The sequence below is a fragment of the Isoptericola sp. MSGPD8_1_ISO-PGPR-S23-394 genome, assembly GCF_058072785.1.
This window is the reverse complement of sequence record NZ_CM176517.1, coordinates 3,575,583-3,599,956: the sequence shown is the minus strand read 5'-3', so window position 1 is coordinate 3,599,956 and position 24,374 is coordinate 3,575,583. Positions and strand designations below refer to the sequence as shown.

At 74.0% G+C, this 24,374-nt stretch carries 25 protein-coding genes; 12 read left to right on the top strand and 13 right to left on the bottom strand.

Annotated elements, in window-relative coordinates; all coding sequences use genetic code 11:
• The first annotated feature begins 37 nt into the window (after positions 1 to 37).
• Positions 38 to 1,528: a multicopper oxidase family protein gene (locus AC3RJ8_RS16580; RefSeq protein ID WP_489713650.1), complete on the top strand. Its 1,491-nt coding sequence runs from the start codon at positions 38 to 40 to the stop codon at positions 1,526 to 1,528.
• Between the two features lie 83 nt (positions 1,529 to 1,611).
• Here AC3RJ8_RS16580 and AC3RJ8_RS16575 read toward each other — a convergent pair whose 3' ends face one another.
• The 5 genes from AC3RJ8_RS16575 to AC3RJ8_RS16555 all read right to left on the bottom strand — a co-directional run bounded on the left by AC3RJ8_RS16575 (position 1,612) and on the right by AC3RJ8_RS16555 (position 6,801).
• The gene (locus AC3RJ8_RS16575) at positions 1,612 to 2,661 is read right to left on the bottom strand and encodes a 3-keto-disaccharide hydrolase (protein ID WP_489713649.1); all 1,050 of its coding nucleotides are present in this window, start codon (positions 2,659 to 2,661) and stop codon (positions 1,612 to 1,614) included.
• A gap of 107 nt (positions 2,662 to 2,768) precedes the next feature.
• Positions 2,769 to 3,599: a hypothetical protein gene (locus AC3RJ8_RS16570; RefSeq protein ID WP_489713648.1), complete on the bottom strand. Its 831-nt coding sequence runs from the start codon at positions 3,597 to 3,599 to the stop codon at positions 2,769 to 2,771.
• Positions 3,596 to 5,719, bottom strand: coding sequence for a coiled-coil domain-containing protein (locus tag AC3RJ8_RS16565; RefSeq protein ID WP_489713647.1), 2,124 nt, complete (start codon positions 5,717 to 5,719; stop codon positions 3,596 to 3,598). Before AC3RJ8_RS16565 ends, AC3RJ8_RS16570 begins: the two co-directional genes overlap by 4 nt.
• Positions 5,719 to 6,036, bottom strand: a complete 318-nt coding sequence (locus tag AC3RJ8_RS16560) for a hypothetical protein (RefSeq protein ID WP_489713646.1) — start codon at positions 6,034 to 6,036, stop codon at positions 5,719 to 5,721. The genes AC3RJ8_RS16565 and AC3RJ8_RS16560 overlap by 1 nt, the downstream gene beginning before the upstream one ends.
• A gap of 93 nt (positions 6,037 to 6,129) precedes the next feature.
• A complete protein-coding gene (locus AC3RJ8_RS16555) occupies positions 6,130 to 6,801 on the bottom strand; it encodes a hypothetical protein (RefSeq protein ID WP_489713645.1) in 672 nt (223 codons plus the stop codon).
• A 175-nt stretch (positions 6,802 to 6,976) separates the two neighbouring features.
• Between AC3RJ8_RS16555 and AC3RJ8_RS16550 the strand changes: the two genes are divergently transcribed.
• The gene (locus AC3RJ8_RS16550) at positions 6,977 to 7,465 is read left to right on the top strand and encodes a hypothetical protein (protein ID WP_489713644.1); all 489 of its coding nucleotides are present in this window, start codon (positions 6,977 to 6,979) and stop codon (positions 7,463 to 7,465) included.
• Positions 7,466 to 7,500: 35 nt separating this feature from the next.
• A complete protein-coding gene (locus tag AC3RJ8_RS16545) occupies positions 7,501 to 8,379 on the top strand; it encodes an alpha/beta fold hydrolase (protein WP_489713643.1) in 879 nt (292 codons plus the stop codon).
• 40 nt (positions 8,380 to 8,419) lie between these two features.
• Here the strand turns inward: AC3RJ8_RS16545 and AC3RJ8_RS16540 are convergent, their stop codons facing one another.
• The gene (locus AC3RJ8_RS16540) at positions 8,420 to 10,183 is read right to left on the bottom strand and encodes a carbohydrate-binding module family 20 domain-containing protein (protein ID WP_489713642.1); all 1,764 of its coding nucleotides are present in this window, start codon (positions 10,181 to 10,183) and stop codon (positions 8,420 to 8,422) included.
• Between the two features lie 195 nt (positions 10,184 to 10,378).
• On the opposite strand from AC3RJ8_RS16540, the gene AC3RJ8_RS16535 reads away from it, so the two are divergent.
• On the top strand, positions 10,379 to 11,284 hold the full coding sequence (locus AC3RJ8_RS16535) for a ribokinase (protein WP_489713641.1): 906 nt from the start codon (positions 10,379 to 10,381) through the stop codon (positions 11,282 to 11,284).
• Positions 11,285 to 11,333: 49 nt separating this feature from the next.
• Here AC3RJ8_RS16535 and AC3RJ8_RS16530 read toward each other — a convergent pair whose 3' ends face one another.
• Positions 11,334 to 11,996: a PepSY domain-containing protein gene (locus AC3RJ8_RS16530; RefSeq protein ID WP_489713640.1), complete on the bottom strand. Its 663-nt coding sequence runs from the start codon at positions 11,994 to 11,996 to the stop codon at positions 11,334 to 11,336.
• Positions 11,997 to 12,084: 88 nt separating this feature from the next.
• On the opposite strand from AC3RJ8_RS16530, the gene AC3RJ8_RS16525 reads away from it, so the two are divergent.
• From AC3RJ8_RS16525 to AC3RJ8_RS16505, 5 genes are all read left to right on the top strand, one after another.
• Positions 12,085 to 12,969, top strand: a complete 885-nt coding sequence (locus tag AC3RJ8_RS16525) for an oxygenase MpaB family protein (protein ID WP_489713639.1) — start codon at positions 12,085 to 12,087, stop codon at positions 12,967 to 12,969.
• A 233-nt stretch (positions 12,970 to 13,202) separates the two neighbouring features.
• Positions 13,203 to 13,724 (top strand): DUF402 domain-containing protein, encoded by a 522-nt coding sequence (locus AC3RJ8_RS16520; RefSeq protein ID WP_489713638.1) that lies wholly within the window; start codon positions 13,203 to 13,205, stop codon positions 13,722 to 13,724.
• Between the two features lie 61 nt (positions 13,725 to 13,785).
• Positions 13,786 to 14,886, top strand: coding sequence for an AI-2E family transporter (locus AC3RJ8_RS16515; RefSeq protein ID WP_489713637.1), 1,101 nt, complete (start codon positions 13,786 to 13,788; stop codon positions 14,884 to 14,886).
• A gap of 42 nt (positions 14,887 to 14,928) precedes the next feature.
• On the top strand, positions 14,929 to 15,687 hold the full coding sequence (locus tag AC3RJ8_RS16510; RefSeq protein WP_489713636.1) for a MerR family transcriptional regulator: 759 nt from the start codon (positions 14,929 to 14,931) through the stop codon (positions 15,685 to 15,687).
• Positions 15,688 to 15,797: 110 nt separating this feature from the next.
• Positions 15,798 to 16,220 carry a hypothetical protein gene (locus AC3RJ8_RS16505; RefSeq protein ID WP_489713635.1) on the top strand — a complete coding sequence of 141 codons (423 nt, stop codon included), beginning with the start codon at positions 15,798 to 15,800 and terminating at the stop codon, positions 16,218 to 16,220.
• Positions 16,221 to 16,231: 11 nt separating this feature from the next.
• On the opposite strand, the gene AC3RJ8_RS16500 is transcribed toward AC3RJ8_RS16505, so the two are convergent.
• From AC3RJ8_RS16500 to AC3RJ8_RS16475, 6 genes are all read right to left on the bottom strand, one after another.
• A complete protein-coding gene (locus tag AC3RJ8_RS16500; protein ID WP_489713634.1) occupies positions 16,232 to 17,455 on the bottom strand; it encodes a hypothetical protein in 1,224 nt (407 codons plus the stop codon).
• Positions 17,456 to 17,506: 51 nt separating this feature from the next.
• Complete coding sequence (locus AC3RJ8_RS16495) at positions 17,507 to 18,469, bottom strand: hypothetical protein (protein WP_489713633.1); 963 nt, start codon at positions 18,467 to 18,469, stop codon at positions 17,507 to 17,509.
• Positions 18,466 to 19,401, bottom strand: a complete 936-nt coding sequence (locus tag AC3RJ8_RS16490) for an FAD-dependent oxidoreductase (protein ID WP_489713632.1) — start codon at positions 19,399 to 19,401, stop codon at positions 18,466 to 18,468. The genes AC3RJ8_RS16495 and AC3RJ8_RS16490 overlap by 4 nt, the downstream gene beginning before the upstream one ends.
• Positions 19,402 to 19,431: 30 nt before the next feature.
• Positions 19,432 to 20,193 carry an amino acid ABC transporter ATP-binding protein gene (locus AC3RJ8_RS16485; RefSeq protein ID WP_489713631.1) on the bottom strand — a complete coding sequence of 254 codons (762 nt, stop codon included), beginning with the start codon at positions 20,191 to 20,193 and terminating at the stop codon, positions 19,432 to 19,434.
• Complete coding sequence (locus AC3RJ8_RS16480; RefSeq protein WP_489713630.1) at positions 20,186 to 20,839, bottom strand: amino acid ABC transporter permease; 654 nt, start codon at positions 20,837 to 20,839, stop codon at positions 20,186 to 20,188. The genes AC3RJ8_RS16485 and AC3RJ8_RS16480 overlap by 8 nt, the downstream gene beginning before the upstream one ends.
• 111 nt (positions 20,840 to 20,950) lie before the next feature.
• Entirely contained in the window at positions 20,951 to 21,757 is an 807-nt protein-coding gene (locus tag AC3RJ8_RS16475) for an amino acid ABC transporter substrate-binding protein (protein WP_489713629.1), read from the bottom strand.
• A gap of 221 nt (positions 21,758 to 21,978) precedes the next feature.
• Between AC3RJ8_RS16475 and AC3RJ8_RS16470 the strand changes: the two genes are divergently transcribed.
• Genes AC3RJ8_RS16470 through AC3RJ8_RS16460 form a run of 3 tightly spaced genes read left to right on the top strand, consistent with a single transcriptional unit; the run spans position 21,979 to position 24,369 of the window.
• Positions 21,979 to 22,455: a heme-degrading domain-containing protein gene (locus AC3RJ8_RS16470; RefSeq protein WP_489713628.1), complete on the top strand. Its 477-nt coding sequence runs from the start codon at positions 21,979 to 21,981 to the stop codon at positions 22,453 to 22,455.
• A 47-nt stretch (positions 22,456 to 22,502) separates the two neighbouring features.
• Positions 22,503 to 24,008 carry an amidohydrolase gene (locus AC3RJ8_RS16465; RefSeq protein WP_489713627.1) on the top strand — a complete coding sequence of 502 codons (1,506 nt, stop codon included), beginning with the start codon at positions 22,503 to 22,505 and terminating at the stop codon, positions 24,006 to 24,008.
• Positions 23,998 to 24,369, top strand: coding sequence for a TraR/DksA family transcriptional regulator (locus AC3RJ8_RS16460; protein WP_489713626.1), 372 nt, complete (start codon positions 23,998 to 24,000; stop codon positions 24,367 to 24,369). The genes AC3RJ8_RS16465 and AC3RJ8_RS16460 overlap by 11 nt, the downstream gene beginning before the upstream one ends.
• Positions 24,370 to 24,374 lie beyond the last annotated feature (5 nt).

The following is a 24,374-nucleotide window of genomic DNA, read 5'->3' as shown; positions in this document are numbered from 1 at the left end:
GTGTACGACACGCCGCTACGTTGCCCGGGTTCGCGGCGTGTCGTGCACCCACAGCGTCGGGGTGGTGGCCGCGGTGCTCCTCGTCGCCGGGTGCGGGGCGTTCCCTGGTTCGGTGACCCCCGTGGACGACGTCACGTTCGACCAGGAGCTCGCGATCCCCCCGCTCGCGGAGTCGGAGGTGGTGGACGGCGTCCGCACGTTCTCGTTGACCGCGCAGGAAGGCACGACGTCGTTCGCCCCGGCCACCCGTCCCGGCGTCGCCACCGAGACGTGGGGTTTCGACGGGCCGTACCTCGGCCCGACGCTGCGGGCCGAACGCGGCGAGCGGGTCGCCGTCGACGTCGCCAACGACCTGGGCGAGACCACCAGCGTGCACTGGCACGGCATGCACCTGCCGGCTGCGATGGACGGTGGGCCCCACCAGGAGATCGAACCCGGCGGCACCTGGCACCCCACGTGGGAGATCGACCAGCCCGGTGCCACGCTCTGGTACCACCCGCACCCGCACGGCGAGACGGAGGAGCACGTCTACCGCGGCCTCGCCGGGATGTTCATCCTCGACGACGACGCGACCCGGGCGGCCGACCTCCCGTCCGAGTACGGCGTCGACGACGTCCCGGTGATCGTCCAGGACAAGGTGTTCGACGACGCGGGGCAGCTCGAGCTGACCGACGACGGCGGAGAGCCGGGAACGCTCGGCAGCGTGGTCGTGGCGAACGGCACCGTGGGCGCCTACCAGGCGGTGACGACCGAGCGCGTGCGGCTGCGCCTGCTCAACGGCTCGACCGCGCGGACCTATACCTTCGGGTTCCCGGACCGTCCGTTCGACCTCGTCGCCACCGACGGCGGTCTGCTGGAGGCGCCGCTGGAGCTCGACCACGTGCGGCTCGCGCCCGGCGAGCGGGCCGAGATCGTCGTGACGATGACGGCGGGCGAGACGACGCGCCTGGCGTCCACCGACACGGAGCTCGGGAGCGTGGCCGCGCCGTTCGCGATGGGCGGCAACGACGCGTTCGACGTCCTCGAGCTCCGGGCCGCCGACGAGCTCGCACCGTCCCCGGAGCCCGCGTGGGAGCCGTCGCGGCACGCGGAGGCGGACACCCTCGACCCCGACGCCGCCTCGGTGACCCGCACCTTCGAGCTCGACGAGCGCCGGATCAACGGCGAGCGGATGGACATGGGCCGCATCGACGAGGTCGCGACCGTCGGTGGCACCGAAGTCTGGGAGGTGCGCAGCACCGTGCCGATGCCGCACAGCTTCCACGTCCACGACGTGCAGTTCCGCATCCTGTCGGTCGACGGCCAGGCTCCGCCGCCCGAGCTGGCCGGGCCGAAGGACACCGTCTACCTGGAACCGCGACGTACCTACCGGCTGCTCCTCCGGTTCGAGGACTACACCGACGACGCGGTGCCGTACATGTACCACTGCCACATGCTGCGCCACGAGGACGAGGGGATGATGGGGCAGTTCCTCGTCGTGGCACCCGGGTCGGAGGCCAGACCTGGCCCGCTCCATGACAGCCACTGACCCTCCGTCCGCTGTGGGTGCACGACACGCCGCTGGCCCGCGCGCCGGGGCGGCGTGTCGTGCACCCACAGCGGACGGAGGGGTCAGGGGATCGGGCGGATCCGCACGTCGCGGAAGGACACGACATCGGGCGCCGAGCCGTGCGCCTGCAGGCCGATGTACCCGCTCAGGCCACGGCTGCTGGAGTCCGGGTCGTTCGGCCGCCCGGGGAAGGGCAGCCCGGGCAGGTTCTCGAACTCGTTGATGACCACGCCGTTGCGGATCACCGTGTAGTGCTGGCCGACGACGCGGATCTCGAGGTCGTTCCAGGTGCCCTTCGGCGTCGGCATGGCCTCAGTGAGGTCGGCGAAGCCGTAGACCGACCCGGTCTTGCGGGGATCGTTGGACCCGGTCTCGGGTGAGTCGTTGATCTGGATCTCGTGACCGCAGTTGACCGCGATCCACGACAGGTTGCCGGTCTCGCTGCCGTCGAACGTCGTCGGGCACCCCTCGACCGGACCCCACAGCTCGGGGAACCGCAACTGCACCCCGCTGTTCGCCCGCAGGTCGTCGGGGGCGACGTCCCGGAACTTCAGCCGCAGCGAGAAGTCCGTGTACTGCTCGTCCGGGTACCAGAGCGTGCCGAAGCCGCCGTCGGCGCCCACCCGGCTGCGGATCGACCCGTCATCGACGTAGTCGAACCCGCCGTCGCCGGCGTAGGCCCAGGCGTCGAACGACTCCTGGGTCCCGTCGAACAGGGCCTCGTACCCGGCGACCGTGCCGACCTCGGACCGCGCGGCCGCCGAGGTGAGCGTGCGGGCGTCGGTGCGGGACAGCGCGCCGTCGGCGACGAGGTCCTTGCCGACGTGCGTCACGTGCGCCACGAACTGGCCGTGGTGGTCCCACGCGCGCTCGTCGTCGAGCACGTCGTTGAGGGTGCAGCCCCCGGCGAGCGTCGCGTTCTCGACCCCGGTGTCGGCGTCGAGGAAGACGACCGTCGGCCGGGCGTCCGGGGCGGCGCACGACGGGTCGCCGTCGTCCGCCGCGGGCGGTGCCGCGCAGGCGGGGGCGGTGAGGCCGAACGTGGCGAGGAGGGCGGCGGCCGTGACGGACAGCCGCGCGACCGTCGAGCGGGCGGGGCGGGCGATCGACATCGTTGTCTCCTCCGTGGTGAACGCACCGCTCTGGAGTGCGGACGAGCCCCGAGCAACTGTGCTTCGACCCTAGGTGTTCCCGGGGCCCGCGCACGCAGCACCGGCCGCTACCGCCGGCCGTCGGACGGGTCCGGCGGGTCCGCCCGGACCTTGGCGGCGACCTGGGCGACCAGCGCGTCGACCTGCAGCTCGGCGGGGACGGTGGCGTCGTCCGGGGCGAGCGTCGCGAGCAGGACCACGGTCCCGGAGACCGCCGTCATCACGACGGTGACGCGCTGCCGGGCACCGGTCACCGGGTCGGTCTCGACGGCGGTGAACCCGGCGTAGCCTTTCTGGCCGGTGGACCGGTCGCGCTCGACGTAGTCCTGCCAGCCGGGCGCCAGCCAGCCCCCGTCACCGCGGGTGTGCTCTCCGATCCGGCGCAGGGAGGTCAGCTCGACCCCTGCCGCCGCGGCGTGGTCCAGCACTCGCGAGGGCCAGTGGTCGTCCGTGATCGACCCGGCGTAGACCTTGCCGGCGGGGTGCGGCGCCGGATCCCGGGCGTCCGGGACGAAGACGCTGGTGTAGACCGACACCGGGCCGTGACGGGCACCGGAGACGGCGGTGACGACGTCGGCACCTCCGTCCTGCGGGGACCAGTCGCGTGTGAGGAAGCGGCTGCCGAGGTAGTGCAGACCGGGCAGCAGGTGCGGGACCGGCTCGTGCGGTGCGGAAGGGCCGACCCAGGCGGGGTCGACGGCGATCTCCTCGGCGCCCGGCGGCAGGTCCGCCGCCGTCAGGGCCCAGTCGCCGGGGTGCCATCGTTCGCGCAGCGCCTGCTGGATCGCGCCTCCCCAGGTGAGCGCCCCGAGGACGAGGGCGAAGAGCGCCACGGTGGCGACAGGCACGACGACCTCGCCCCGCCAGGTGCGGCGTCGTCGGGTGGTCGGACTTCTCACGTCTGCTCTCCCAGCTCGCGTCGGAGGTCGGCGTTGAGGGCGTAGGTGCTGTCGAAGACGTCCTGCATGTTGTCGGAGTCCGGCGCGAGCCGTTCGGTGGCACGTTCGACCTCCTCGGCGGATGCCCCCTGCGCGGCGAGCTGTTCGCCGGCCGCCTCGTGGAAGCGTGCCGTCACCCACTCCCGCACCTCCGGCTCGTTCGCGAGCACCTGCTCGCGAGCGTCCGCCACGCCGTCGGGCAGCAGCGGAGGCAGCAGAGCACCGGCGCCCGTCGCCGCCAGCGAGGTGCCGGCCCGTGCGGGCGTGGTCGCGAGGCTGAGGCCGGAGGTGAACCAGGTGGCGGTCGCTTCCGCGGCGTCGCGCTCGGCGCGGGCGAGCATGATCGGACCCGAGCCGACCGCTCCGAGGACCGCCGCCCCGTCGCGGGTGGCGGCCTCGGCGAGCGCCTCGGCGTCGGCGCTGCCGCGCCCTTCGGCCGTCATCCCGACGACGGCGTCGTCCAGGTACGTGTCGACCCGGTCCAGCCAGAAGCCCGCCGAGGCGTCCGTCGCCGACGTCGCGGCGATGACGTCCCGAAACGCGAAGGCGTCCAGGTGCGGCTGGACGAGCTCGGCGTGCTCCCCGGTGCCTTCGGCGAGCTGGGGGTTCCCCAGCAGGCCCGGCTCCGGACGGCCCGTCCCGTGCGTCTGCCACTGCACGGTGTCGCCGGCCGAGACCAGGTACGGCGCGTAGGCGTCGGCGACGTGGCGGCTCGCCATGTCCGAGACCGGGTAGGGGCCGGCCAGCAGGCCGTCCGGCGAGACGAGCTCCTGGGTCGCGGCCGAGGAGAGCAGCGCGGCCCGGCGCTGCCGGTCGAGGTCGTCGGTCCGGGTCCCCGCGCCGACCGCGGCGGCGAGCAGGCCGGTGACCGCGGCTCCGCCGTCCGGCCAGCCGTCGGTCGGCGTCGTACCGAACCAGAGGTGCGCTCGCGCCAGGGTCTCGTCGTCGTCGCCCGGGGCCAGCCGTTCCAGCGCCGCGTCCGGGTGGGCGGCCAGACCGTCGGCGATCGCGACCGTCAGCAGCCCCGTGGCGACCAGGTCGGCCTCGACGCCGTCGGTCCGCTGACGACGTTCGACCAGCGCGTCGGCGGCACCCGCGTGCAGCGCGACCGGCAGAGGCGGTGCCAGGAGGGCCGCGGCCAGGTCCGCGCGTTCCCCGAGCTCGACGTACGAGTCCGGCAGCTCGTCCACCAGCGAGCGGCCGAACGTCTCCAGCTCGGTCGGCGAGGCGCTTCGTGCCCAGGCCTCGAGCCCCTCGCGCAGCGTGGTCTCGACGTCGTCGTCGACGGGCGTCACCCCGATCGCCGCGTAGAGCTCGGCCGGTGTGACGCCCTCCCAGAGGGCGGTCCACAGGGCAGGGTCGTCACCCGCGGCGCGGAGCGCGGCGAACAGGTCGGCCCGAGCGGCGTCGTGCGCCTCGCGAGGGCCGTCCGGTGAGACTCGGCGGACGAGCACGGCCAGCTCCTGACCGCGGTGCCAGGAGTCGGCGAAGGCCTGCGGGGCGGTCCCGGCGGATGCGGCGAGGCGCACGGCGCGGACGTGCGCGAGCCCCGCCAGCCGCGGTGCCGCCTGTCGTGAGGCGGTCTCCTTCGCGTCCCGGACCCGGCGCCACCGCGCCTCGGCGGCCGCGACGTCGGCGAGCGCCCGCTCGGCGCGCTCGCGAGCGAGCCAGACGAGGTGCACACCGTCGGCGTGCCGAGGATCGAGGGGATCGCCGGCGATGCGCCAGGCGGTCACCTCGTCGTCCGCGGCACGCTCTGCACGGAGGAGGGCATCGTCGCGCGCCGTGATCGCCCCCCGCGCGTCCTGCTGCTCGTCCCCGAGGGAGCGGGCGCGGCCGGCGAGCGCCCGTGCCGCCGCCTCGAGCACGTCGGCGCACAGCTCGGCCTCGGCGCGGAGCTCCGCGAGGAGCTGCCGGGCCGCGTCCACCGCCGCGGACCGGTGCCCCTCCAGGGCGCGCTCGATCCCGGCGAGCCCGGCACGGGTCTCGACCAGCGCCGAGGCAGCGCGAGCCGCCGTCGACGACAGCTCGTCGAGCTCACCGGGCGACCCGGTGAGCGGCTGGAACTCCACGTCGTGCATCAGCGAGCCCTGTCCGTGCCCGTGACGGCGCGGGCCAGTCCCTGCGCCGTGACCGTCTCCGCCGCCTCGAAGGTCGTGGCTGCCCGGCTCATCCGGTCCGCGTGCGTCTCGAGGGTCGCGACGAGGGTGCGGTGCACGGGGGTCCAGGCGTCGAGCAACGCACGGATCGCCTCGGCGAGCACCGGCTCGCCCGCGGCGTGCCCGGCGCGCGGAGCACCGACGTGCTCGGCGGTGGCACCGGACAACAGGCTCGTGGCGTCCCGTGCGCGGGCCGCCAGCGCGGCGAGGTCGGCGGGATCGAGGTCGATTCGCGGCATGTCCACGGACGCTAGCCGGGAGGCCGACAGGGCGGGTGCGGTCGTCCACAGGCCTGTGGACGACCGCACCGCCGGGTTCGGAGGCGGCGCCGGTCAGTCCCACCAGAGGCGGTACCAGTGGTCGGTGTCGGCACCACCGTCGGGCGCCGGTCCGGAGCCGTCGCCGGGACGGTCGCGCAGTCCCCAGCCCCACCAGGGGACGACCTCGTGGGGAGGGACGGCCGCGTCGTCCACGCCCAGCCCCACCACGAACCGGTAGAGCTCGTCGCACTGGCACCCGGGGCCGTGGTGCTCACCCACGGCGAACTCGTGGTCGCACCGCACCAGCACCCCCTCGACGGTGATCCGCTCGTCGCACCGACCGGGCCCCACCACGTAGCCGTGGGCGCGCAGCCGGTCGGGGTGCGCGACGACGGCACCGAGCACCGCGCCGATCGTCGGTCCGTCGTTCTGCCGCTCACGGGCGAGGTAGTCGGCGGGCAGGCGCCGCACCAGGTCGGCGGCGACCTCGGCGTCCAGGTCGACGAACCGGTAGAACGACGACGCGCCCAGCGCGTCCGGCACGAGCACCGGCTCGAGGGCCTCGTCGAGCCCGGCGCGACACATCCACCCGTGCCGGTCGTCGCACCAGAAATGGGTCGCGGACGCCGCCGTGGCCCGCTGCTCCTCGAGCTGCCAGGCGGTGGTCAGGTCGACGGGCTCGGGCGAGGTGAACCGGCGGCGGGGCAGGACGGGTCGGTCGGACGGTGCGGCAGGTGCTGGCACGGGATCCTCCACGAATCAGGCGGGTGACGGACGGCCACCGTCGCGCGGACCGCCCGACCGCCGTCGTGCGGGGGACCGGACCTGTGGAAATCTGGAAAGGTGGTCGGCCGCGGCGTGTTGCGCCACGGGAGAACGACCGTGACAACGAGCCCAGGAAGGCGCATCCTCGACACTGATGAGCGACACCACCATGCGGCCCGAGCCGCGCACCTACCCGCAGACCCCGACGGACGAGCCGGTCAGCGACGAGATCCTGGTGGTCCACCTCAAGCGCGGCGGCGACGTGCGGAGCGAGTACTTCCGGCCGCCCGAGCTGGTGAGCCACGACGTCGGCGACGGCGTGCTCGCCGTCACCCTCGCACCGGACGGCGAGACCCCCGGCCGGACACGCCACTTCCCCCTGACGGAGATCGCCGAGTACGTCCTCGAGGCGCCGAGCGCAGCCTACGAGGCGGCGTTCGACGCGTGGACCCAGGCCACGTTCGGCGTCGACGCCGGCACCTACCGCTCCATGCGCGACACCACCAAGGGCGTCACCATGGCCGAGAACATGCGGCGCCAGATCGCCGAGGGGCTCGGGGTCGACCCGGACGCCGTGCACTTCGGCGGGTCCTTCACCATCGACGACGACGAGGACTGGGAAGGCTCGCCCGACGACGAGTAGCGATGAGTTCGCGGCCGCCCGCTCGTCTACCCGGCATGACGACCGAGACCCGCACCCTGGACGTACCAGGCGCCGTCCTGACCTATGACATCCACCTGCCGGAGCGTGACGGTGGGTGTCCGCCGCTGTTCGTGCTCGGCAACCCGATGGAGGCGGACGGCTTCGCCCAGCTCGTCGCGGAGGTCGGCGACCGGACGGTCCTGACGTACGACCCGCGCGGCACGGCCCGCTCCACCCTGGAGACGGACGGCGGCACACGCGTCGAGGATCATGCGGCCGACCTGCACGCCGTGGTGCAGGCGGCCGGTGTCGGGCCGCTCGACGCCCTGGGGTCGTCCGGGGGCGGTGTCACCGGGCTCGCCTGGGCGGCCGCGTACCCCGAGGACGTGCACTGCCTCGTGGCGCACGAGCCGCCGCTGACCTCGTTGCTGGAGGACCGGGACATCGCCGTGCGGGCCCAGGCGGACATCGTCGGGACCTACGAGGAGTCGGGGTTCGGCCCGGCCATGGCGAAGTTCCTCCGGCTGATCTTCCAGACGCAGCCGCTCACGGAGGATTTCCTGGCTCAACCGGACCCGGACCCCGCGCAGTTCGGCCTGCCGGCCGAGGACGACGGCCGCCGCGACGACCTCATGCTGGGCAAGATGCTGACGACGATGCCGCTGTGGGAGCCACCGCTCGACGAGGTGCGCGCCCTCGTCCGCGACGGCCGCCTGCGGGTGCTGGCTGCCGTCGGCGCGGCGTCCCCGCCCGGGGCGCTCGCCACCCGCGGGTCCGCCGCGCTCGCCACGGCGCTGGGTTCCCGGCCGGTGGTCTTCCCGGGCGACCACGGCGGCTTCGCGAAGAACGAGTGGAACCCGGACAACGACCCGGGGGCGTTCTGGGTGCGTCTGCGCGAGGTCCTCGCCTGCTGATCGGCCCGGCCGGCCCGGCCGGGCCGATCAGCACGCGTGCTCAGCTCCGCCAGGTGTCGTCGAGCTGAAGCGCCCCGTCGGCACCGACGGTCGCCGACCGGTTGCCGCCGGACTCCCAGACGACGTCCTCTCCGTCGACCTTGACGTACTTGTACTCGAAGGCGGTGCCGGCGGGCAGGTCGATCGTTCCGGTCCACACCGGGTAGCCGCCCGGGTCGAGGACGACGGCGGAGGCCGGGTCCCAGGAGCCCAGCTGCGGGTGGTCGCCGACGACGCGCACGTCCTGGCCCCACGTCGTGGTCGCCTCGACGGACACCTCGACGTCCTCCTCGGAGGGCGGCGACGTCGCGGTGCCGGCCGTCGCCCCGACGTGCAGCGCGATCGCCCCGTAGGCCGGCACCGTCGCGGTGAACGTGCCGTCGCCCGCCACGGTGCGGGTCACCGAGCAGTCGGAGGCGGCGACGACGTCGCAGTACTCGCCCGCCGCCAGGTCGGTGGCGTACGTGCGCGTCACGTCCCAGGAGTTGTTGTTGATCGTCACGTACCCGGCGGAGCCACGGCCGTACGCGACGTGGTTGCCGCCGTCGTCCCACCACCGCGTCACGTCCGCCGAGCCGACGGTGTTGTGGAAGCCGACCATGCCCTGGACCTCCGTCCAGCGCTGCTCGCAGGTCCACGCCCCGGAGGAGCACTCGGCGTCGGGCACGTTGTCGGAGGTGGCCCCGGGGGCTCCGGCGTCGAAGTCGGAGAACTCGTACCCGGAGTAGACGGTGGGCGAGCCGTACGGCCACGACAGCAGGAAGACGTTGGCGAGCGTGTACTTGGCGCCCCACTGGTAGCTCATGGACTCGCCGTTGCGCTCGGTGTCGTGGTTGGAGACGAAGACGCCGGCGCGGTCGGACGGGAGCTTGCCGTCACCGACGTACCGCAGGGTCGCGATGTTCGCGTCGAACGCGTGCTTGACCTCGCGGGCGTAGTCGAACTCGTGGGAGTCGCCGCTGCCGAGGTACTCCGACGGTTGGATCGGTTCGCCGGCCGCGCCGATGACCTCGTGGACCCAGTAGACGTCGGAGTGGTCCATGGCGGCCTTGATGGTCTCCAAGTCTGCCGCGGAGACGTGCTTCGCGGCGTCGATGCGGAACCCGGCCACGCCGAGGGAGACGAGGTCGTCGAGGTAGGCCGCGATCGTCTCCCGCACGTACGGGGACGAGGTGCGCAGGTCCTGCAGTGCGACGAGGCGGCAGTGCTGGACCTCCCACCGGTCCTGGTAGTCGCCGATGTCGGAGCGGCAGTCGTTGAAGTCCCACCCCGAGTACATCGGGAAGCTGTCCTCGGCGTAGGGCGACCCGGCGACGCCGTAGCCGGCGGAGTCCGCACCGGCCATGTGGTTGACGACGGCGTCGGCGATGACCTCGACCCCGGCGTCGTTGCAGGCCGAGACCATGGCGGAGAACTCTTCCCGGGTGCCGAGCTTGGACTCGATCTGGTAGCTGACGGGCTGGTAGGAGGTCCACCAGGCGTCGCCGGGGACGTGCTCGGCGGGTGGGGACACCTGGACGTAGCCGAACCCGGCGGGGCCGATCGTCGACGAGCACTCCGCGGCGACGGAGCTCCACGTCCACTGGAAGAGGTTGAGGATCACGCTCTTGTCGTCGTGCGGTGGGGTCTGCGCCTGTGCGCTCGGGGCGCTGGGCGTGAGCCCCAGCGACAGGGCGACGGCGGCGACCAGGGCCGCCACGAAGGTGGCGGGCCGGGTGCTGCCGGGGCGGACCCCGGCGTGGGTCGGTGACGGGGCGGTGCGCATCGTTGCGGCTCCCTCGGTCGTCCGCGCATCATTGCACGGGTTTGCGGGCTGTTGCTGCAACCTTACAGACCGGGGCGTCGTCGCACCAGAGCGACGTCCGGACCCGGCGGCGGGGCGGGTCGCCCGCGACGATCGCCGCCGTGATGCGGGATCATGGGGCCTCCGACGTCGAGACCTTCAGGAGGTGGCCGAGGCATGACCGCGATCGTGGTCGTCGGCTCCGTCAACGCCGACCTCGTCACGCGCGTCCCCGCGCACCCCGCGCCCGGTGAGACCGTGCTGGCCGACGGCATGACCGTGCTGCCCGGCGGCAAGGGCGCGAACCAGGCCGTGGTCGCCGCCCGGCTCGGCGGCGACGTCGCGCTCGTCGGAGCGGTCGGCACGGACGCCTTCGCCGCCGCCGCGCTTCCGGGGTTGCGGCGCGCGGGGGTCGACCTGACCGCGGTCGCGACGGTGCCCGGTCCCACCGGCGTCGCGCTCGTCTGCGTCGACGACGACGGCGAGAACGCCATCGTCGTCGTCCCCGGTGCGAACGGGTCGGTCGACGCAGCCGCCGTGGGACGGCACACCGAGCTCGTCGCGGGGGCCGCCGTCGTCGTCGTCCAGGGCGAGATCCCGGTCGCCGGGACCGACGCCGCCGCCCGCACCGCGACCGGTCGGCTGCTGCTCAACCTCGCCCCCGTCGTCCCGGTCGGCCGCGAGACGCTGGCGCTCGCCGACCCGCTGGTGGTCAACGCCGGTGAGGCGTGGCGGCTGCTCACCGAGGCGGGGCGCCCCGTCCCCGAGGGAGAGCCCTTCGCCGTCGTGGCCGAGCTGCGCGACCTCGGGCCGCGTTCGGTGGTGATGACCCTGGGCGGCGCAGGCGCCGTCGTGCTGGACGACGACGGCGACGGCCCGGTCGTCGTGCCCGCGCCCGCGGTGGAGGCCGTGGACACCACGGGCGCCGGTGACGCGTTCGTCGGTGCGCTGGCCTGGCGGCTCGCCGGTGGCGACACGCTGGTGGACGCGGTGCGCACGGCGGTGCGGGTCGGGGCCTTCTCCGTGACGGCCCACGGAGCCCAGCCGTCGTTCCCCACGGCGGCCGACACGTTGCCCGGTTGAGACCCGCCCCGCCGGGGTGGTGGCGTCGACGGACACCGCCCCGGTGCGGTCAGTCACCCGGAGTCACCGCACCGTCGATGAGGTCGACGAGGTACTCCTCCTCGTCGCCGGCGGACGTGAGCACGGAGACCTTCCAGTGGGCCACCCCGCCGTCCGTCTCGAGCTCGGCGTCCTCCAACGTGCCGCCGGACTCGCCGACGACACGCTGGATCGCCTCGGGCAGTCCGACGCTCGCGGCGTCGAGGGCCGCCCGGTCGTCGCCGTCCAGGCCGTCCGTCTCGGTGCCGAGGACCTGCCCACCGGTGCCGTCGACGGAGGCCACGACCGTCTCGTCGCCCAGTGCGACGTCGACCTCCCACGACGACCCTTCGTCATCGCCGTCGATCGCGTAGGCGGCGCCCTCGACCTCTGCCTCGGCGGTCGCGACGGCGGCGAGCGCGGTCGTCGTGCGGTCACCGAGCGCTTCGGACCCTGCGCCGGACCCGCTGCCCTCGTCCGTGCCGGCACCGCCGTCGGCACCGTCGTCCGCGTCGTCGTCCTCACCAGCCGCGTCACCGGTCGCGGCGTCCGCCTCGTCCGTGGGCTCCGCGGAGGCCGTCCCCGGGTCGACGGGGGTCTCGGCCGACGACGGGTCGTCCGAGCAGGCGGTCAGCGTGAGGCCGAGCGTCAGAGCGAGGGCGATCCCGGCCGGGCGGGTGCGTCGGAGCATCATGGGGCCATCGTGGCGGTTCCGCGACGTCGCCGCACACCCGTCCCGGGGTGCGTCGCGGATCCGGGCACTCCGGCGGGATACTGGTCCCATGACCACGGCAGGGCACCCGCTGGAGCGGTTGCGTGCTCGGGTCGGCGACGCGCTCTTCCTCAAGGTCGCCGGCCCGGACGGTCATGCCGCCCGGGACCGGATCCACCTCACGCCGGGCCCACGGTGGTTCGCCGCGGGAAGCCCGGTGCGGCGGGTGCACGCCGACACCGCGACCTTCGTCGGGGGCCTGCGAGCCCTGCTCCTGCAGTCGCTGCACCCGCTCGCGATGGCGGGCGTCGCCGGCCACTCCGGCTACCGGGGCGACCCGTGGGGACGCCTGGCCCGGACGTCGACCTTTCTGGCCACCACGACGTTCGCGACGGCCGACGACGCCCAGGCGATGATCGACCGGGTGCGGGCGGTGCACGAGCGGGTGCGGGGCAAGGCCCCGGACGGCCGCCCGTACCGCGCCAGCGACCCGCACCTGCTGTCCTGGGTGCACGTCGCCGAGGCGGACTCGTTCCTCGCGGCCCACCAGCGCTACGGCGAGCGACCGCTGACGCCGGCCGAGGCCGACGAGTACGTCGCCCAGTCGGGGCGGGTCGCCCGGGCGCTCGGCGCCGTCGTCGTCCCGGAGACGGTGGCCGAGCTGCAGGACGTCCTGGACGCCTACCGGCCGGAGCTGGAGGCAGGCCCGGAAGCCCTCGACACCGCGCGGTTCCTGCTGCGGGAGCCGCCGCTGCCCTGGCCCGTCCGGCCGCCGTACCGGTTGCTGGCCGCGGGCGCGGTCTCGCTCCTGCCGGGCTGGGCGCGTGACGAGCTGGGTCTCGGCGGTTGGTTCGACCGTGCGTGCGGCGGGCCGGCGGGCTCGCTCGCCGTGCGCGCGATCCGGTGGGGTCTGGGGCCGGCCGAGAGCCGGGACCGCCTCGGCGAGCCCGCCTGAGCAGCCCCGCCCGTGTCGCGCCATGCTGACCGGCGGCGGGCTCGTGGAGTGCGGCTACGCCGCCGTCTGACGCCTGCGCGTCCACGAGGCCAACCAGCCACCTCCCGTTCATCCAGGCGTCGTGCGATCGTCATCCGGTCGAAGCGTCGATGCCACACCGTCCCGCGAGGATCGGTGGACCCGGCCCGCAGGGGATGCGGACTCCGGGTCGCCGACGTCGTAGGGAGGGCGCCATGGGTACCGTCCGGGTCGAGAAGCGCAAGCCGTGCGGGAGGGTGCGCCGCACGTGGCGGGCCGAGACGCTCGGCGCCGACGTGTGGGGCGACTGGTTCTCGGTGCCCGACCTCCGGGGCCGTCGCGAGGGGCCGCGGCGCGCCTCGTGGGACCGAGACGACGGCGGAGTCCTGCTGCTGCCCGTGGCGGACCCGTGGGTCGCGTGGTTCCGCACCGACGGATCCGTCCGCGTGGACGTCGCGACCACGGTGGTGGCCGCCGCCCCGGTGAGCTCCTTCGTCGACCTGGACGTCGACGTCGAACGGGACCCCGACGGCACGGTGCGGCTGCTCGACGCCGACGACCTGCTCGACCGCGCACCGACCTACCCCCGGGCGTGGGTGGAGCTGGCCTGGGAGGCATGGCGCGACGTCGAGCGCGACGTCACGACCCGTGCGGAGCCTTTCGGGACGGCGTCGGACCGCTGGCTCCGGCGAGCCGTCGGCGCTGGGCGGCCGGCCTGGGCCGCCGTCCCGGTCTGACCCTGCCCGGACGGTTCTCGCGCCGCGGGCGAACGGGAACGATGGGTGCCAGCCTGGCCCGATGGACGATCGTCATCGCTCGGTGTCCGCCCTGTGGGGCGACCGGCTGGGCCGGCCTGCGACGCGAGCGGCGCAGGTGCTGCTGCTCCTCGCGCTGGTCGCCTGCGTCGTCTTCGCGCTGACGCGGCTGTCGCTGCTCGTCATCCCGCTGCTCATCGCGCTGATCCTCGCCGCGGCCCTGGCCCCGCTGGTCCGGTTCCTCAAGGACCGGGGGTGGCCCCCGCTGCTCGCGACCTGGGCCACGCTGCTCGGCGGGCTCGTCCTCCTGTCCCTGGTGCTGTGGCTGGTCGGCAACCAGTTCGGCGACGAGTGGCCGACGCTGGTCGAGGAGGCGGGCCGGGGTGTGGACGAGCTCGAGCAGTTCGTCACCGGACCTCTCGGCATCGGGCCCGAGCAGCTCGAGTCGATCCGGCAGTCGGCCACGGAGGGGCTGACCAGCGACCGGGTGCAGTCCGGGGCGATCCGCGGTGCGACCGTCGCCGTCGAGTCGGTCGCCGGGCTGCTCCTCGGCCTGGTCGTGCTGTTCTTCCTGCTCAAGGACGGCCGGCGCATCTTCACGTTCTTCCTGACACCGCTGGCCCCGGAGACCCGGCGACGAGCCGTCCAGGTCGGGGACCGCTCGGTCGAGGTGCTCGGCGGGTACCTCCGGGGCACCGCCATCGTCGCGACGGTCGACGCGGTCGCCATCGGGATCGGGCTGCTCGTCATCGGGGTGCCGCTCGCGCTACCGCTGGCAGTGGTCGTGTTCCTCGGCGCCTTCGTCCCGCTCGTCGGCGCGGTCGTCGCCGGGGCTCTGGCCGCGCTGGTCGCCCTGGTGACGAACGGTCCGGTGGCGGCGCTCGTCGTCGTCGCGATCGTGGTCGCCGTGAACCAGCTCGAGGGCGACCTGCTCGCCCCGGTCGTCATGGGCAAGGTCCTGTCGCTGCATCCCCTGGCGGTGCTGTCCGCCCTGACGGCCGGCACGATCCTCGCCGGGATCGTCGGGACCCTGCTGGCGGTCCCGATCGCGGCCGTCGCCTGGGCCGCGGTCAAGGAGTGGAACGCGACCGCACCGCCGGGGGACGAGCTGGTGCCGAGCAGCCCGCCCACGGACGACGACTGAGGCCTTGCGGTTGACGCGGCGTCAACCTCTACCGTCGTGGACATGACCCGTTCCATCCAGGACGTCGCCCGCCTCGCGGGCGTCTCGAGCCGCACCCTGCGTCACTACGACCAGATCGGTCTCCTGCCGCCGTCGGGCACGGGCAGCGGCGGGCTGCGCCACTACGACGACGGCGCGATCCGTCGTCTGCAGCGCATCCTGCTGCTGCGCGAGGTCGGCCTCCCGCTGACCGAGATCGCCGACGTCCTGGACGCCCAGACCGATGAGGTCGCGGCCCTGGGTCGCCATCTGACAGTGCTGCGCGACGAGCGCGGCCGGATCGACCGGCAGATCGCCTCGGTGGAACGGACCCTGACCGCACTGGAGAAGAGGAGGCCGATCATGGCCGAGAAGATGCTCGACGGATTCGACCACACGCAGTACCGGGACGAGGTGACCGAACGCTGGGGGGCCGACGCCTACGCGACGTCGGACGCCTGGTGGCGCGGGCTGGGCACCGAGAGGCAGACCGAGTTCAAGGCCCGCCTCGAGGACCTCAACGGCGCCTGGGCGGCGGCGGCCGGGCGGGGTGTCGACCCGGCGTCGGACGAGGCGCAGGCGCTCGCCGCCCGCCACGTCGAGTGGCTCGGTTCCGTCCCGGGAACTCCCGGGTCCGACGCCGGACGCCCGCCGAAGGAGTACGTCGTCGGCCTCGCCGAGATGTACGTGGCCGACGCGCGGTTCGCCGCGAACTACGGGGGCACCGACGGCGCGACGTTCGTCCGCGACGCGCTGGTGGCCTACGCCGAGCGCGAGCTGTAGGCGCCCCTGCCTGCGCTGTTCGGCAGTTCCAGCTCCGTTCGGTCGTTCGAGGTGCCGAACGGGACGGGGACTGCCGAACGCTGGCGCCTGCCCGGTGCCACACTGGCCCGATGAGCGAGAACTGGGCCGCGCAGCGCACCGAGGCCGCCCGGGAGCACGCCGCCCGGCTGGCTGCCCGGCAGGACGCCGAGCACCGCCGCGCCGAGGAGATGCTGCACCGGTTCGTCCGCGCCGCGCGGGACGCCGGGCTCGAGCCCGGCCCGCTGCAGGTCAAGGGGTACGGCGGTCGCGGCACGGCCCGGACCGCGCTGCGCGGCTGGTACGTGCGCACCGACCGGACCGCGGCGGTGTCGACCGACGGGGACTTCTACGTGCTCACCGCGCCACTGACCCTGCGCGACCGGGTACGCGGCGTGCGGCCGGAGCCGAAGCGGCCGCCCCTGGTGCTCGGCGCCGGCGGCAAGGACGGCGACTCCATCGACCTCGACGTCGCGCTGGAACGCCTGCTGCCCGGGTGGCGCGACCCTCTCTGACGCTCGTCAGGTCAGGGCACCGTGTGGCCGCTGCGCTGCCGGAACGCCTCGACGAGGGCCGCGGCGTCGGCGACCTGGTCGAGATGGATCACCACCGGGGACCCGTACCGTTCGTGCTGCTTCAGCGCCTCGGCCTCGGCGCTGCGGTAGAACCTCACCCGCAACGGGTTCGTGGCCCTTCGGGCGACGTCCCGTGGGTGGTGCACCCGGACCACGAGGCGCCGGTCGCCGGCCTCGTCGTCGAGACGCAGCCCCACGACCTCGGCCCAGCGGACCCGGCCGACGTCGACGCCGGAGGTTCGCTCCCGGAAGCCGGAGGCGTCGACGGACACGGCGGGGCCGTCCGGCAGGTGGTGGTGCGGCATGGTTCCGAACAGGTGCGCCAGCCACCCTGCGCCGACGACCAGCAGGCACAGGGACGCGACCATCAGCTCCCACGCGCTGTCGCCGGTGATGACGCCGTCGAAGCCTCCGGCCATGAAGATGCTCAGCAAGAAGGTCAGCACGACGGCGCCCGCGACGGGCAGCGTCCATCCGAGGACGGCGAGGGCTTTCCGTCGGGCCGTGTGCCGGGCGGGCCGGGCGGCGTGCAGGGTCTCCTCCGCACCGTTGCCCGTCCCGGTCGCGCGGACCCCGAACCGGGCGAACGCGTCGAACAGCTCCTCCTCCGACGCCGCGAGGCAGGTCAGGTCGACGAGCAGCGGCGTGCCGTGCTGCGCGATGCGCGACCGGGCCTCGGGCGCCGTGTCCCGGCCCCGCTGGGGGACGGCCAGCCGCTGCGGATCCCGGACGTGCACGGCGAGCCGCGGGCCGTCGTCGTGCACGACCTCGACCGAGGTGACCTGGTTCCAGCGGACGAGCTCGGACCTGCCACCGGGCGTCGCACGGTGGCGGAGTCCGGTGCCGTCCAGCACGAGCGGCGTGCTGCGGGGCGTCGACCGCCGTAGGTACCGGCGGAACAGCGCGACGACGGTGCTGATCACGATCGCGAGCGGGCCCGCTGCCAGCAGTGTCGTGAACGCCGACACCTCGTACCGCCAGTAGGTGTAGGGCGTCCCGGTCCGTTCCGCGTAGTCGGCCCAGCCGCCCCGCAGGGTCCACACCCACATCGCCGCGCTCGTCGCGACGACCAGGAAGAGGGGAATCACCCAGAGGGTGGGCTGGCGTCCCGCAGCACGGCGGCCGGGACGCCAGCCGAAGGCGACGGGCTCGGCCTCGGGAGCGTTGCTCGACAAGGGAGTCCTCTCGTCGGGTGGGAGGCGGGCTGCGCACGCCAGGTGCGGTGATCAGCGCTCGAGCCTGAGCCCGGCAGCGACGACCTCCGCGACCCGCGGCGAGGCCAGGTATCCGGTCCAGGTGTCGTCGTCACGCCGGACGGCGGCCGCGTGGTGCCACGGTGCGGTGTTGCGGACGGGCAGCGCCTCGACGACAGGTGAGCCCGCGGGCAGCGGGAACGTCCAGGGCGTGAGGTCGTGCAGGGCGAGCAGGTCCCGCGGGTCGCGGGCGTTCACCCATCGCCCGACAGCCGGCCAGGTGAGCGAGCTGCTCGCCTCCACGCCCGAGCGGACCGCCTCGATCGCCAGGGGCGACCCGAGGGTGAGGAGCAGCGGCACGTCCCACCGGCCGGTCTCTGCCCGTCGCAGCACGTCGTAGGCGATGACCGAACCGAGGGAGTGCGCCATCACGACCACGGGTTCGTCGGTCGGCAGCACGGCGGCGAGCCCCGTGACGACGGCGGCGCGCGCCTCGTCGTCGTGCAGGTAGGTGTGCACGTCCCTGGTCAGCAGGAGCACCACCGCGCCGCTCAGCCCGGGCACGTACCGGTCGATCGCCGCGAGCGCGGCGACCAGGGAACGGGCGATCGCGTCGGCGACCGAGTCCCCGAGCCGGACGGTGGTGCCCTCCTCCGGTCCGACGGCGGTGCTCGCCTCGGCCGGCACGCCGGCGCCGGCGAGCACTTCCTGGGCGACGGCGAGCGTGAACCGTGCCTCGCCCGCAGTCAGTCGGTGGACGGCGCCAGCGGCCCCGGGGCTGTCGGCGACGTGCACGGACACCGGCGCACGTGCGCTGTCTCCGGGCGGGCTCAGCGTGTCGCCGTAGTAGACGAAGGTGGCGTCGTCGTCGGTGAGCCGGAGCGGCGACCCCGCGGAGGCCAGACCGAAGTTGAGGGCGTCGAGCCAGCGTGACTCGAACTCCTCGGGGTCGCGGCCGTCGGCGTCGCGGCCGTGCACGAGCACGAGCCGGGTCATACGGCCACCGACCGGGCCGCCTCGTCGGCGCAGCCCCAGCTCAGCGTGACGCCGGCGCCGCCGTGCCCGTAGCAGTGCACCACGCGGCCCTCCCGCTCGACCCGGACCGACGGCCGCGCCGGCCGGAGCCCGACGGCGTGCCGCAGCACCCGTGCCCGGCGCACCTCGGGCACGAGCCGGGCGGCCCGGTCGAGGATGTCCGCGGCGGTGTCTGCGGACGGCGTCCGCTCCCAGGCGCCGTCGTCGTCCGTCCCGCCGACCACCACCTCGCGGAGGCGCGGAATCACGTACGTCGGTCCGCTGGCATCCAGCCACCAGCGGTCCAGCCCCCACTGCTCCAGCACGACGACCTGGCCGCGCACGGGGCGCACGGTGGCGTCGCCGGTGAGCTCTCGCGCGCCGAGACCCGTGGTGTTGACGATCGTCTCGTCGGTGGGCAGCTCGTCGAGGTCCCTCAGGGTGTGCTGCGTGATCGTGCCGCCCAGCGCCACCGCCCGGTCGGCGAGCCAGTCCAGGTAGACGGGCATGTCGACCACGGGGGAGGAGAAGGTCCAGCCCGCACGGTACGACGGCGGAACCTGGTCCGTGCGCGTCAGTTCCGGGACGGCGTCGCGCCACCAGGGGTCGGGCGGTGTCTCGGCGAAGACCTCCGTGCCGGGGCGCATCCGCACGCCGGACCCGGGGGTCGTCGCGGCGAGGTCCGCGAACGCGGTGAACGTCTGCGCCGACCAGGCGGTCACCCGGTCCTGCGAGCGGGTGACACGGTCCGGGGAGAAGGCGAGGTACGGGTACCAGAGGGCGGCGGCGACCGCCGACGTGGTGTCCGGCGGCAGCTCACGCGCCAGGACCTGCACTCGATGGCCGGCTTCCAGGAGCCGGACCGCGCAGCTCAGGCCCAGGACACCGGCACCGACGACGATCACGCGCGACATGCGCCGGAGTCTGCCAGATCGGCATCGGGCCTAGTCGAGCGGACGGAGGATCCGGTGCAGGAACTGCCGGGTCCGCTCCTCGCGGGGGTGGGTGAAGAGCTGCGCGGGCGCACCCCGCTCGGCCACCACACCACCGTCGAGGAACAGCACCTCGTCGGCGACCTCGCGGGCGAACTGGAGCTCGTGGGTGACCACCACCATCGTCCAGCCCTCGTCGGCGAGGCTCTTCATGACGTGCAGCACCTCGCCGACGAGCTCGGGGTCCAGGGCGGAGGTCGGCTCGTCGAAGAGCAGCAGGTCGGGCTGCAGGGCCAGTGCCCGCACGATGCCGACGCGCTGCTGCTGCCCGCCCGACAGCTCGCGCGGGTACGCGTCGCGCTTCTCGGCGAGCCCGACCCGGGCGAGCAGGTCGGTCGCCCGGGCCTCGGCCTCGGCCCGGGGGACCTTGCGCACCTGGACAGGGCCCTCGGTGACGTTCTGCAGCACCGTCTTGTGCGGGAACAGGTTGTGGTGCTGGAACACCATGGCCGACCGGTCGCGGGCTGCGAACCGCTGTGCCGCCGGCACGGGCCGCGAGAAGTCGATCTCGGGGCCGCCGTCGAACATCAGGGTGCCGGCGTCGGGCATCTCGAGGCCGTTGAGCGAGCGCAGCATGGTGGTCTTGCCGGACCCGCTGGGGCCGATGAGGGCGACCACCTGGCCGGGGCGCACCTCCAGGTCGACGCCGCGCAGCACGTGGTTGTCCCCGAACGACTTGTGGATGCCGCGGGCGGACATCAGGGGCTCAGACATACTGCTCCAGCTTCTTCTCGATCCGGTCCTGCCCGAACGACAGCACGGTGCAGATGATCCAGTAGATGATCGCCGCCTCGACGTAGATCAGCAGGAACTCGGTGGAGGACGACGCGATCTCCTGCGCCTTGCGGAAGAGCTCGGTGACGAGGATCAGCGAGGCGAGCGAGGAGTCCTTCACCAACGAGATGAAGGTGTTGGACAGCGGGGGCACACTGACGCGCGCGGCCTGGGGCAGGATGATGCGCCGTAGCGTCCGGGCGTGCGACATGCCGACGACGTAGCCGGCCTCCCACTGGCCCCGGGGCACGGAGAGGATCGCGGCGCGGATGACCTCGGCCGCGTACCCGCCCACGTTGAGGGAGAACGCGATGACGGCGCTCGGCCACGGGTCGATCGTCACGCCGAGCGTGGGCAGCCCGTAGAAGATCACGAAGAGCTGCACCAGCAGCGGGGTGCCGCGGATGATCGAGACGTACACGCGTCCGATGGCGGACAGGACACGTCGCGAGGACAGTCGCAGCAGCGCGACGCCCAGCGCGATGACCAGCCCGAGGGCGAACGACATCAGGGACAGGGGAATGGTCCCGAGGATCGCGTCGCGCCACATCGGCCACCACGAGTCAGCGAAGAGCTCGACGTCCATGTGCTCACCTCACCATCAGCGCGCACCGGGACGACGACGGCGCGCGGGGGACGTGCGAGAGCGCCGGCACCCGTGGGGTACCGGCGCTCCTGCGCAACGGTCGGGGACGACTTACTCGGAGACGTCCTCGCCGAAGTACTTCTCCGACAGCTCAGCCAGCTCGCCCTCAGCCCGCAGCTCGTCGAGGGCACCGTCGATCGCCTCGGCCAGCGCCGCCCGCTCCGAGGTGACGACGAACCCGGACTCCGAGGTCTCCTCGGTCTCCGCGGCGATCTCGATCGGCGCGTCGGGGTGCTCGTTGAGGTAGTCGAGCACGGTGAGCGAGTCGTTGATCGTCGCGTCCACGCGGCCCTGCTCGATGAGGGCGACCGACTGGGCCCATCCCTCGACGGCCTCGATCTGCGCGCCGGACTCCTCGGCGAGGGTGCGCCAGTTGCTGGTGAGCGACTGCGCGGTGGTCTTGCCGTCCAGGTCGGCGAAGGTCGAGATCGAGGTGTCACCCTCGGGCACCACGACGACGCCGCGGGAGATCGTGTACGGCTGCGAGAACTCGTACTTCTCGACGCGCTCGGGGGTCATCGACACCTGGTTCGCGATGGTGTCGACGCGGCCCGCGTCGAGCCCCGCGAAGATGGCGTCCCACTGGGTCTCCGCGAACTCGATCTCCAGACCCAGCTTGTCCGCGACCGCCTCCGCCACCTCGACGTCGTACCCGACGAGCGCACCGGAGGCGTCGTGGAACGTGAACGGCCGGTAGGTGCCCTCGGTGGCGACGGTCAGCGTGCCGTCGTCGACCAGGTTCAGGTCCGACCCGGCGTCAGCACCGTCGGAACCGTCACCGGACCCCCCGCAGGCCGCGAGCGCCAGGGCGGTGACGGTGGCGGTCGCGGTGGCGAGGATGGCGCGGTGGCGTCGCATGGATGATCTCCTGTGTCGTGGTGCCCGGCGGTGGATGTGCCGAGGGCGCGGGGGTGTGGCCGTCCCATCGAAGGTGCCGATGGGTCACATCGAAGGTCACGATGTCCAGCCGGTCCAACAGACTGCCACGCAGGTGGCATTCCCGCTGTGAGCGGTGCCACTGCGGTGCGGCGGGGGTGCGCGCGGCGGGTCCGCCCTCGGACGCGTGGCAGGCTGGCCCGATGAGCACCGACGTCACCGCCCTGATCGCCGAGGTCGAGTCCGCCGAGCGCGAGCTCGTCCTGCCCCGCTTCACGCACGACGACGCCTGGCGGCTCGGATGCCTGCTGGTCGAGCTGGCCACCGAGCGGGACCTGCCCGTGACGATCGACGTGCGCAAGGGCACCCAGCAGGTGTTCCACGCGGCGCGTGAGGGCACGACGGCGGACAACGACTCGTGGGTCGAGCGCAAGGTGCGCGTCGTCTACCGCTTCGGGGCGTCGTCGTACCTGGTGGGCCTGCGCGCCCGCGCCCAGGGGCGCGACTTCAACGAGATCCACCAGCTCCCGCTGCAGGAGTACGCGGCGCACGGCGGCGCGTTCCCGGTCCGGGTCGAGGGCGTCGGCGTGGTGGGGGTCGCGACCGTGTCCGGGCTCGCCCAGGGCGACGACCACGCCCTCGTGGTGGAGGCCCTGCGGGGCTTCGTACCGACCGCCTGACGGCGCCACCGGGCCTGGCACCCCGCCCGCTCGCATACGGTGTGCGGGTGAGTGTGATCCTGCGCAACGCCCGCCGGGCGGGCCGGTTCGACGCCCCCGTGGACGTGCTGCTCGACGGCGGCCGGATCGTCGCCGTCGTCCCGGCCGGGTCCACCGTGCCTGGCGGCCGGGAGGGCGTCGGGCAGACCGTCGACCTCGACGGCCGGGTGCTGGTCCCGGGCCTGTGGGACGCGCACACCCACCTGACCCAGTGGGCGCTCGTGCGCCACCGGCTGGACGTCTCGGAGGCGACCAGCCCCGAGCACGCCGCGGTGCTCGTGCGCGCCCGGGTGCACGGCGCGACCACGCCGCTGCCACCGGACCAGCCCCTGGTCGGGTACGGGTTCCGCTGGGCTGCGTGGGACACCGAGCCCACGGCCGCCCACCTGGACGACGCCGTCGGCGACGTCCCCGTCATCCTGCTGTCCGGGGACCTGCACAGCGCCTGGGCGAACACCGCCGGACTGCACTACCTGGGCATCACCGGGCACCCCACAGGCCTGCTCCGCGAAGAGGAGTGGATGCCCGCGAGCCCGCGCATCGTCACCGTGGACGACGACGTCGCGGACGGCATGGTGGTCGACGCAGCCCGGGCGGCGGCCCGCCGCGGCGTGGTCGGCGTGGTCGACTTCGAGGTGGCCGACAACCTGCGGGTCTGGCGGCGTCGGGTGGCGCACGGGTGGGGCGGGCTGCGGGTCCGCGCCGGGGTGTGGGAGCAGTACCTCGACGACGTGCTCGCCGCCGGCCTGACCCACGGCGACCCGCTCGCCGAGGGTGCCGACGGCGCCGGTCTGGTCACCCAGGGCCCGCTGAAGGTGATCAGCGACGGGTCGCTGAACACGCTGACGGCCTACTGCTTCGACGAGTACGCCGGCATGACCGGCCCGGACGCGCACGGCACGCTGAACATCGCGACGGACCAGCTCGCCCCGCTCATGTCCCGCGCGCACGCGGCGGGGCTGCGCTGCGCGATCCACGCCATCGGCGACGCCGCGAACGCCCTCGCCCTGGACGCGTTCGCGGCGTCCGGGGCGCGGGGGTCGATCGAGCACGCCCAGCTCCTGCAGCCCGACGACGTCGCGCGGTTCGCCGCGCTGGGGATCACGGCGAGCGTGCAGCCCGAGCACGCGATGGACGACCGCGACGTGGCCGAGGAGCTGTGGACGCACCGCACCGACCGGGCGTTCCCGCTCGCGGAGCTGCGGCTCGCGGGTGTCCCGCTCGCCCTCGGCTCCGACGCCCCGGTCGCCCCGCTCGACCCGTGGGCGGCGATCGCGGCGGCCGTCACCCGGTCTCGCGACGGGCGCGAGCCGTGGCACCCGGAGCAGAGCATCGACCTGCGCACCGCCCTGGAGGCGTCCACGGACGGGCGGTCCTTGGCGCTCGACGTGGGCGGCCCGGCGGACCTCGCCGTCCTGGACGTCGACCCGCTCGACGTCGACCCGTCGGGCCTGCGGCAGATGCCCGTCGCGGGCACGCTCGTCGCGGGGGAGTGGACGCACCGTGGGTTCTGAGCCGCGACCTTCCCCGGCTGGCGGCGATGCCGACGCCGAGGCTCGCCTGCGCTCGCGGCTCGCGGAGGTCGAGGCCCGGATCGCCGCCCAGCGCGCCGTCGTGGACGGGATCGTCGCCTCGGTGCGCGGCGAGAACGTCGACGACGAGCACGACCCGGAGGGTGCGACGCTGGCCTGGGAACGGCAGCAGGCCGCCGCGTTGGCCGCGGAGGCCGTCGTCGAGCGCGACGAGCTGCGCACCGCGCTCGACCGCGTCGGTGCCGGGACCTACGGCGTCTGCGCGGTGTGCGGGCGGGCCATCCCGGCCGGGCGCCTGGAGGTGCGGCCGGCCGCGACCCGCTGCGTCGACCACGCACGCTGAGGGAC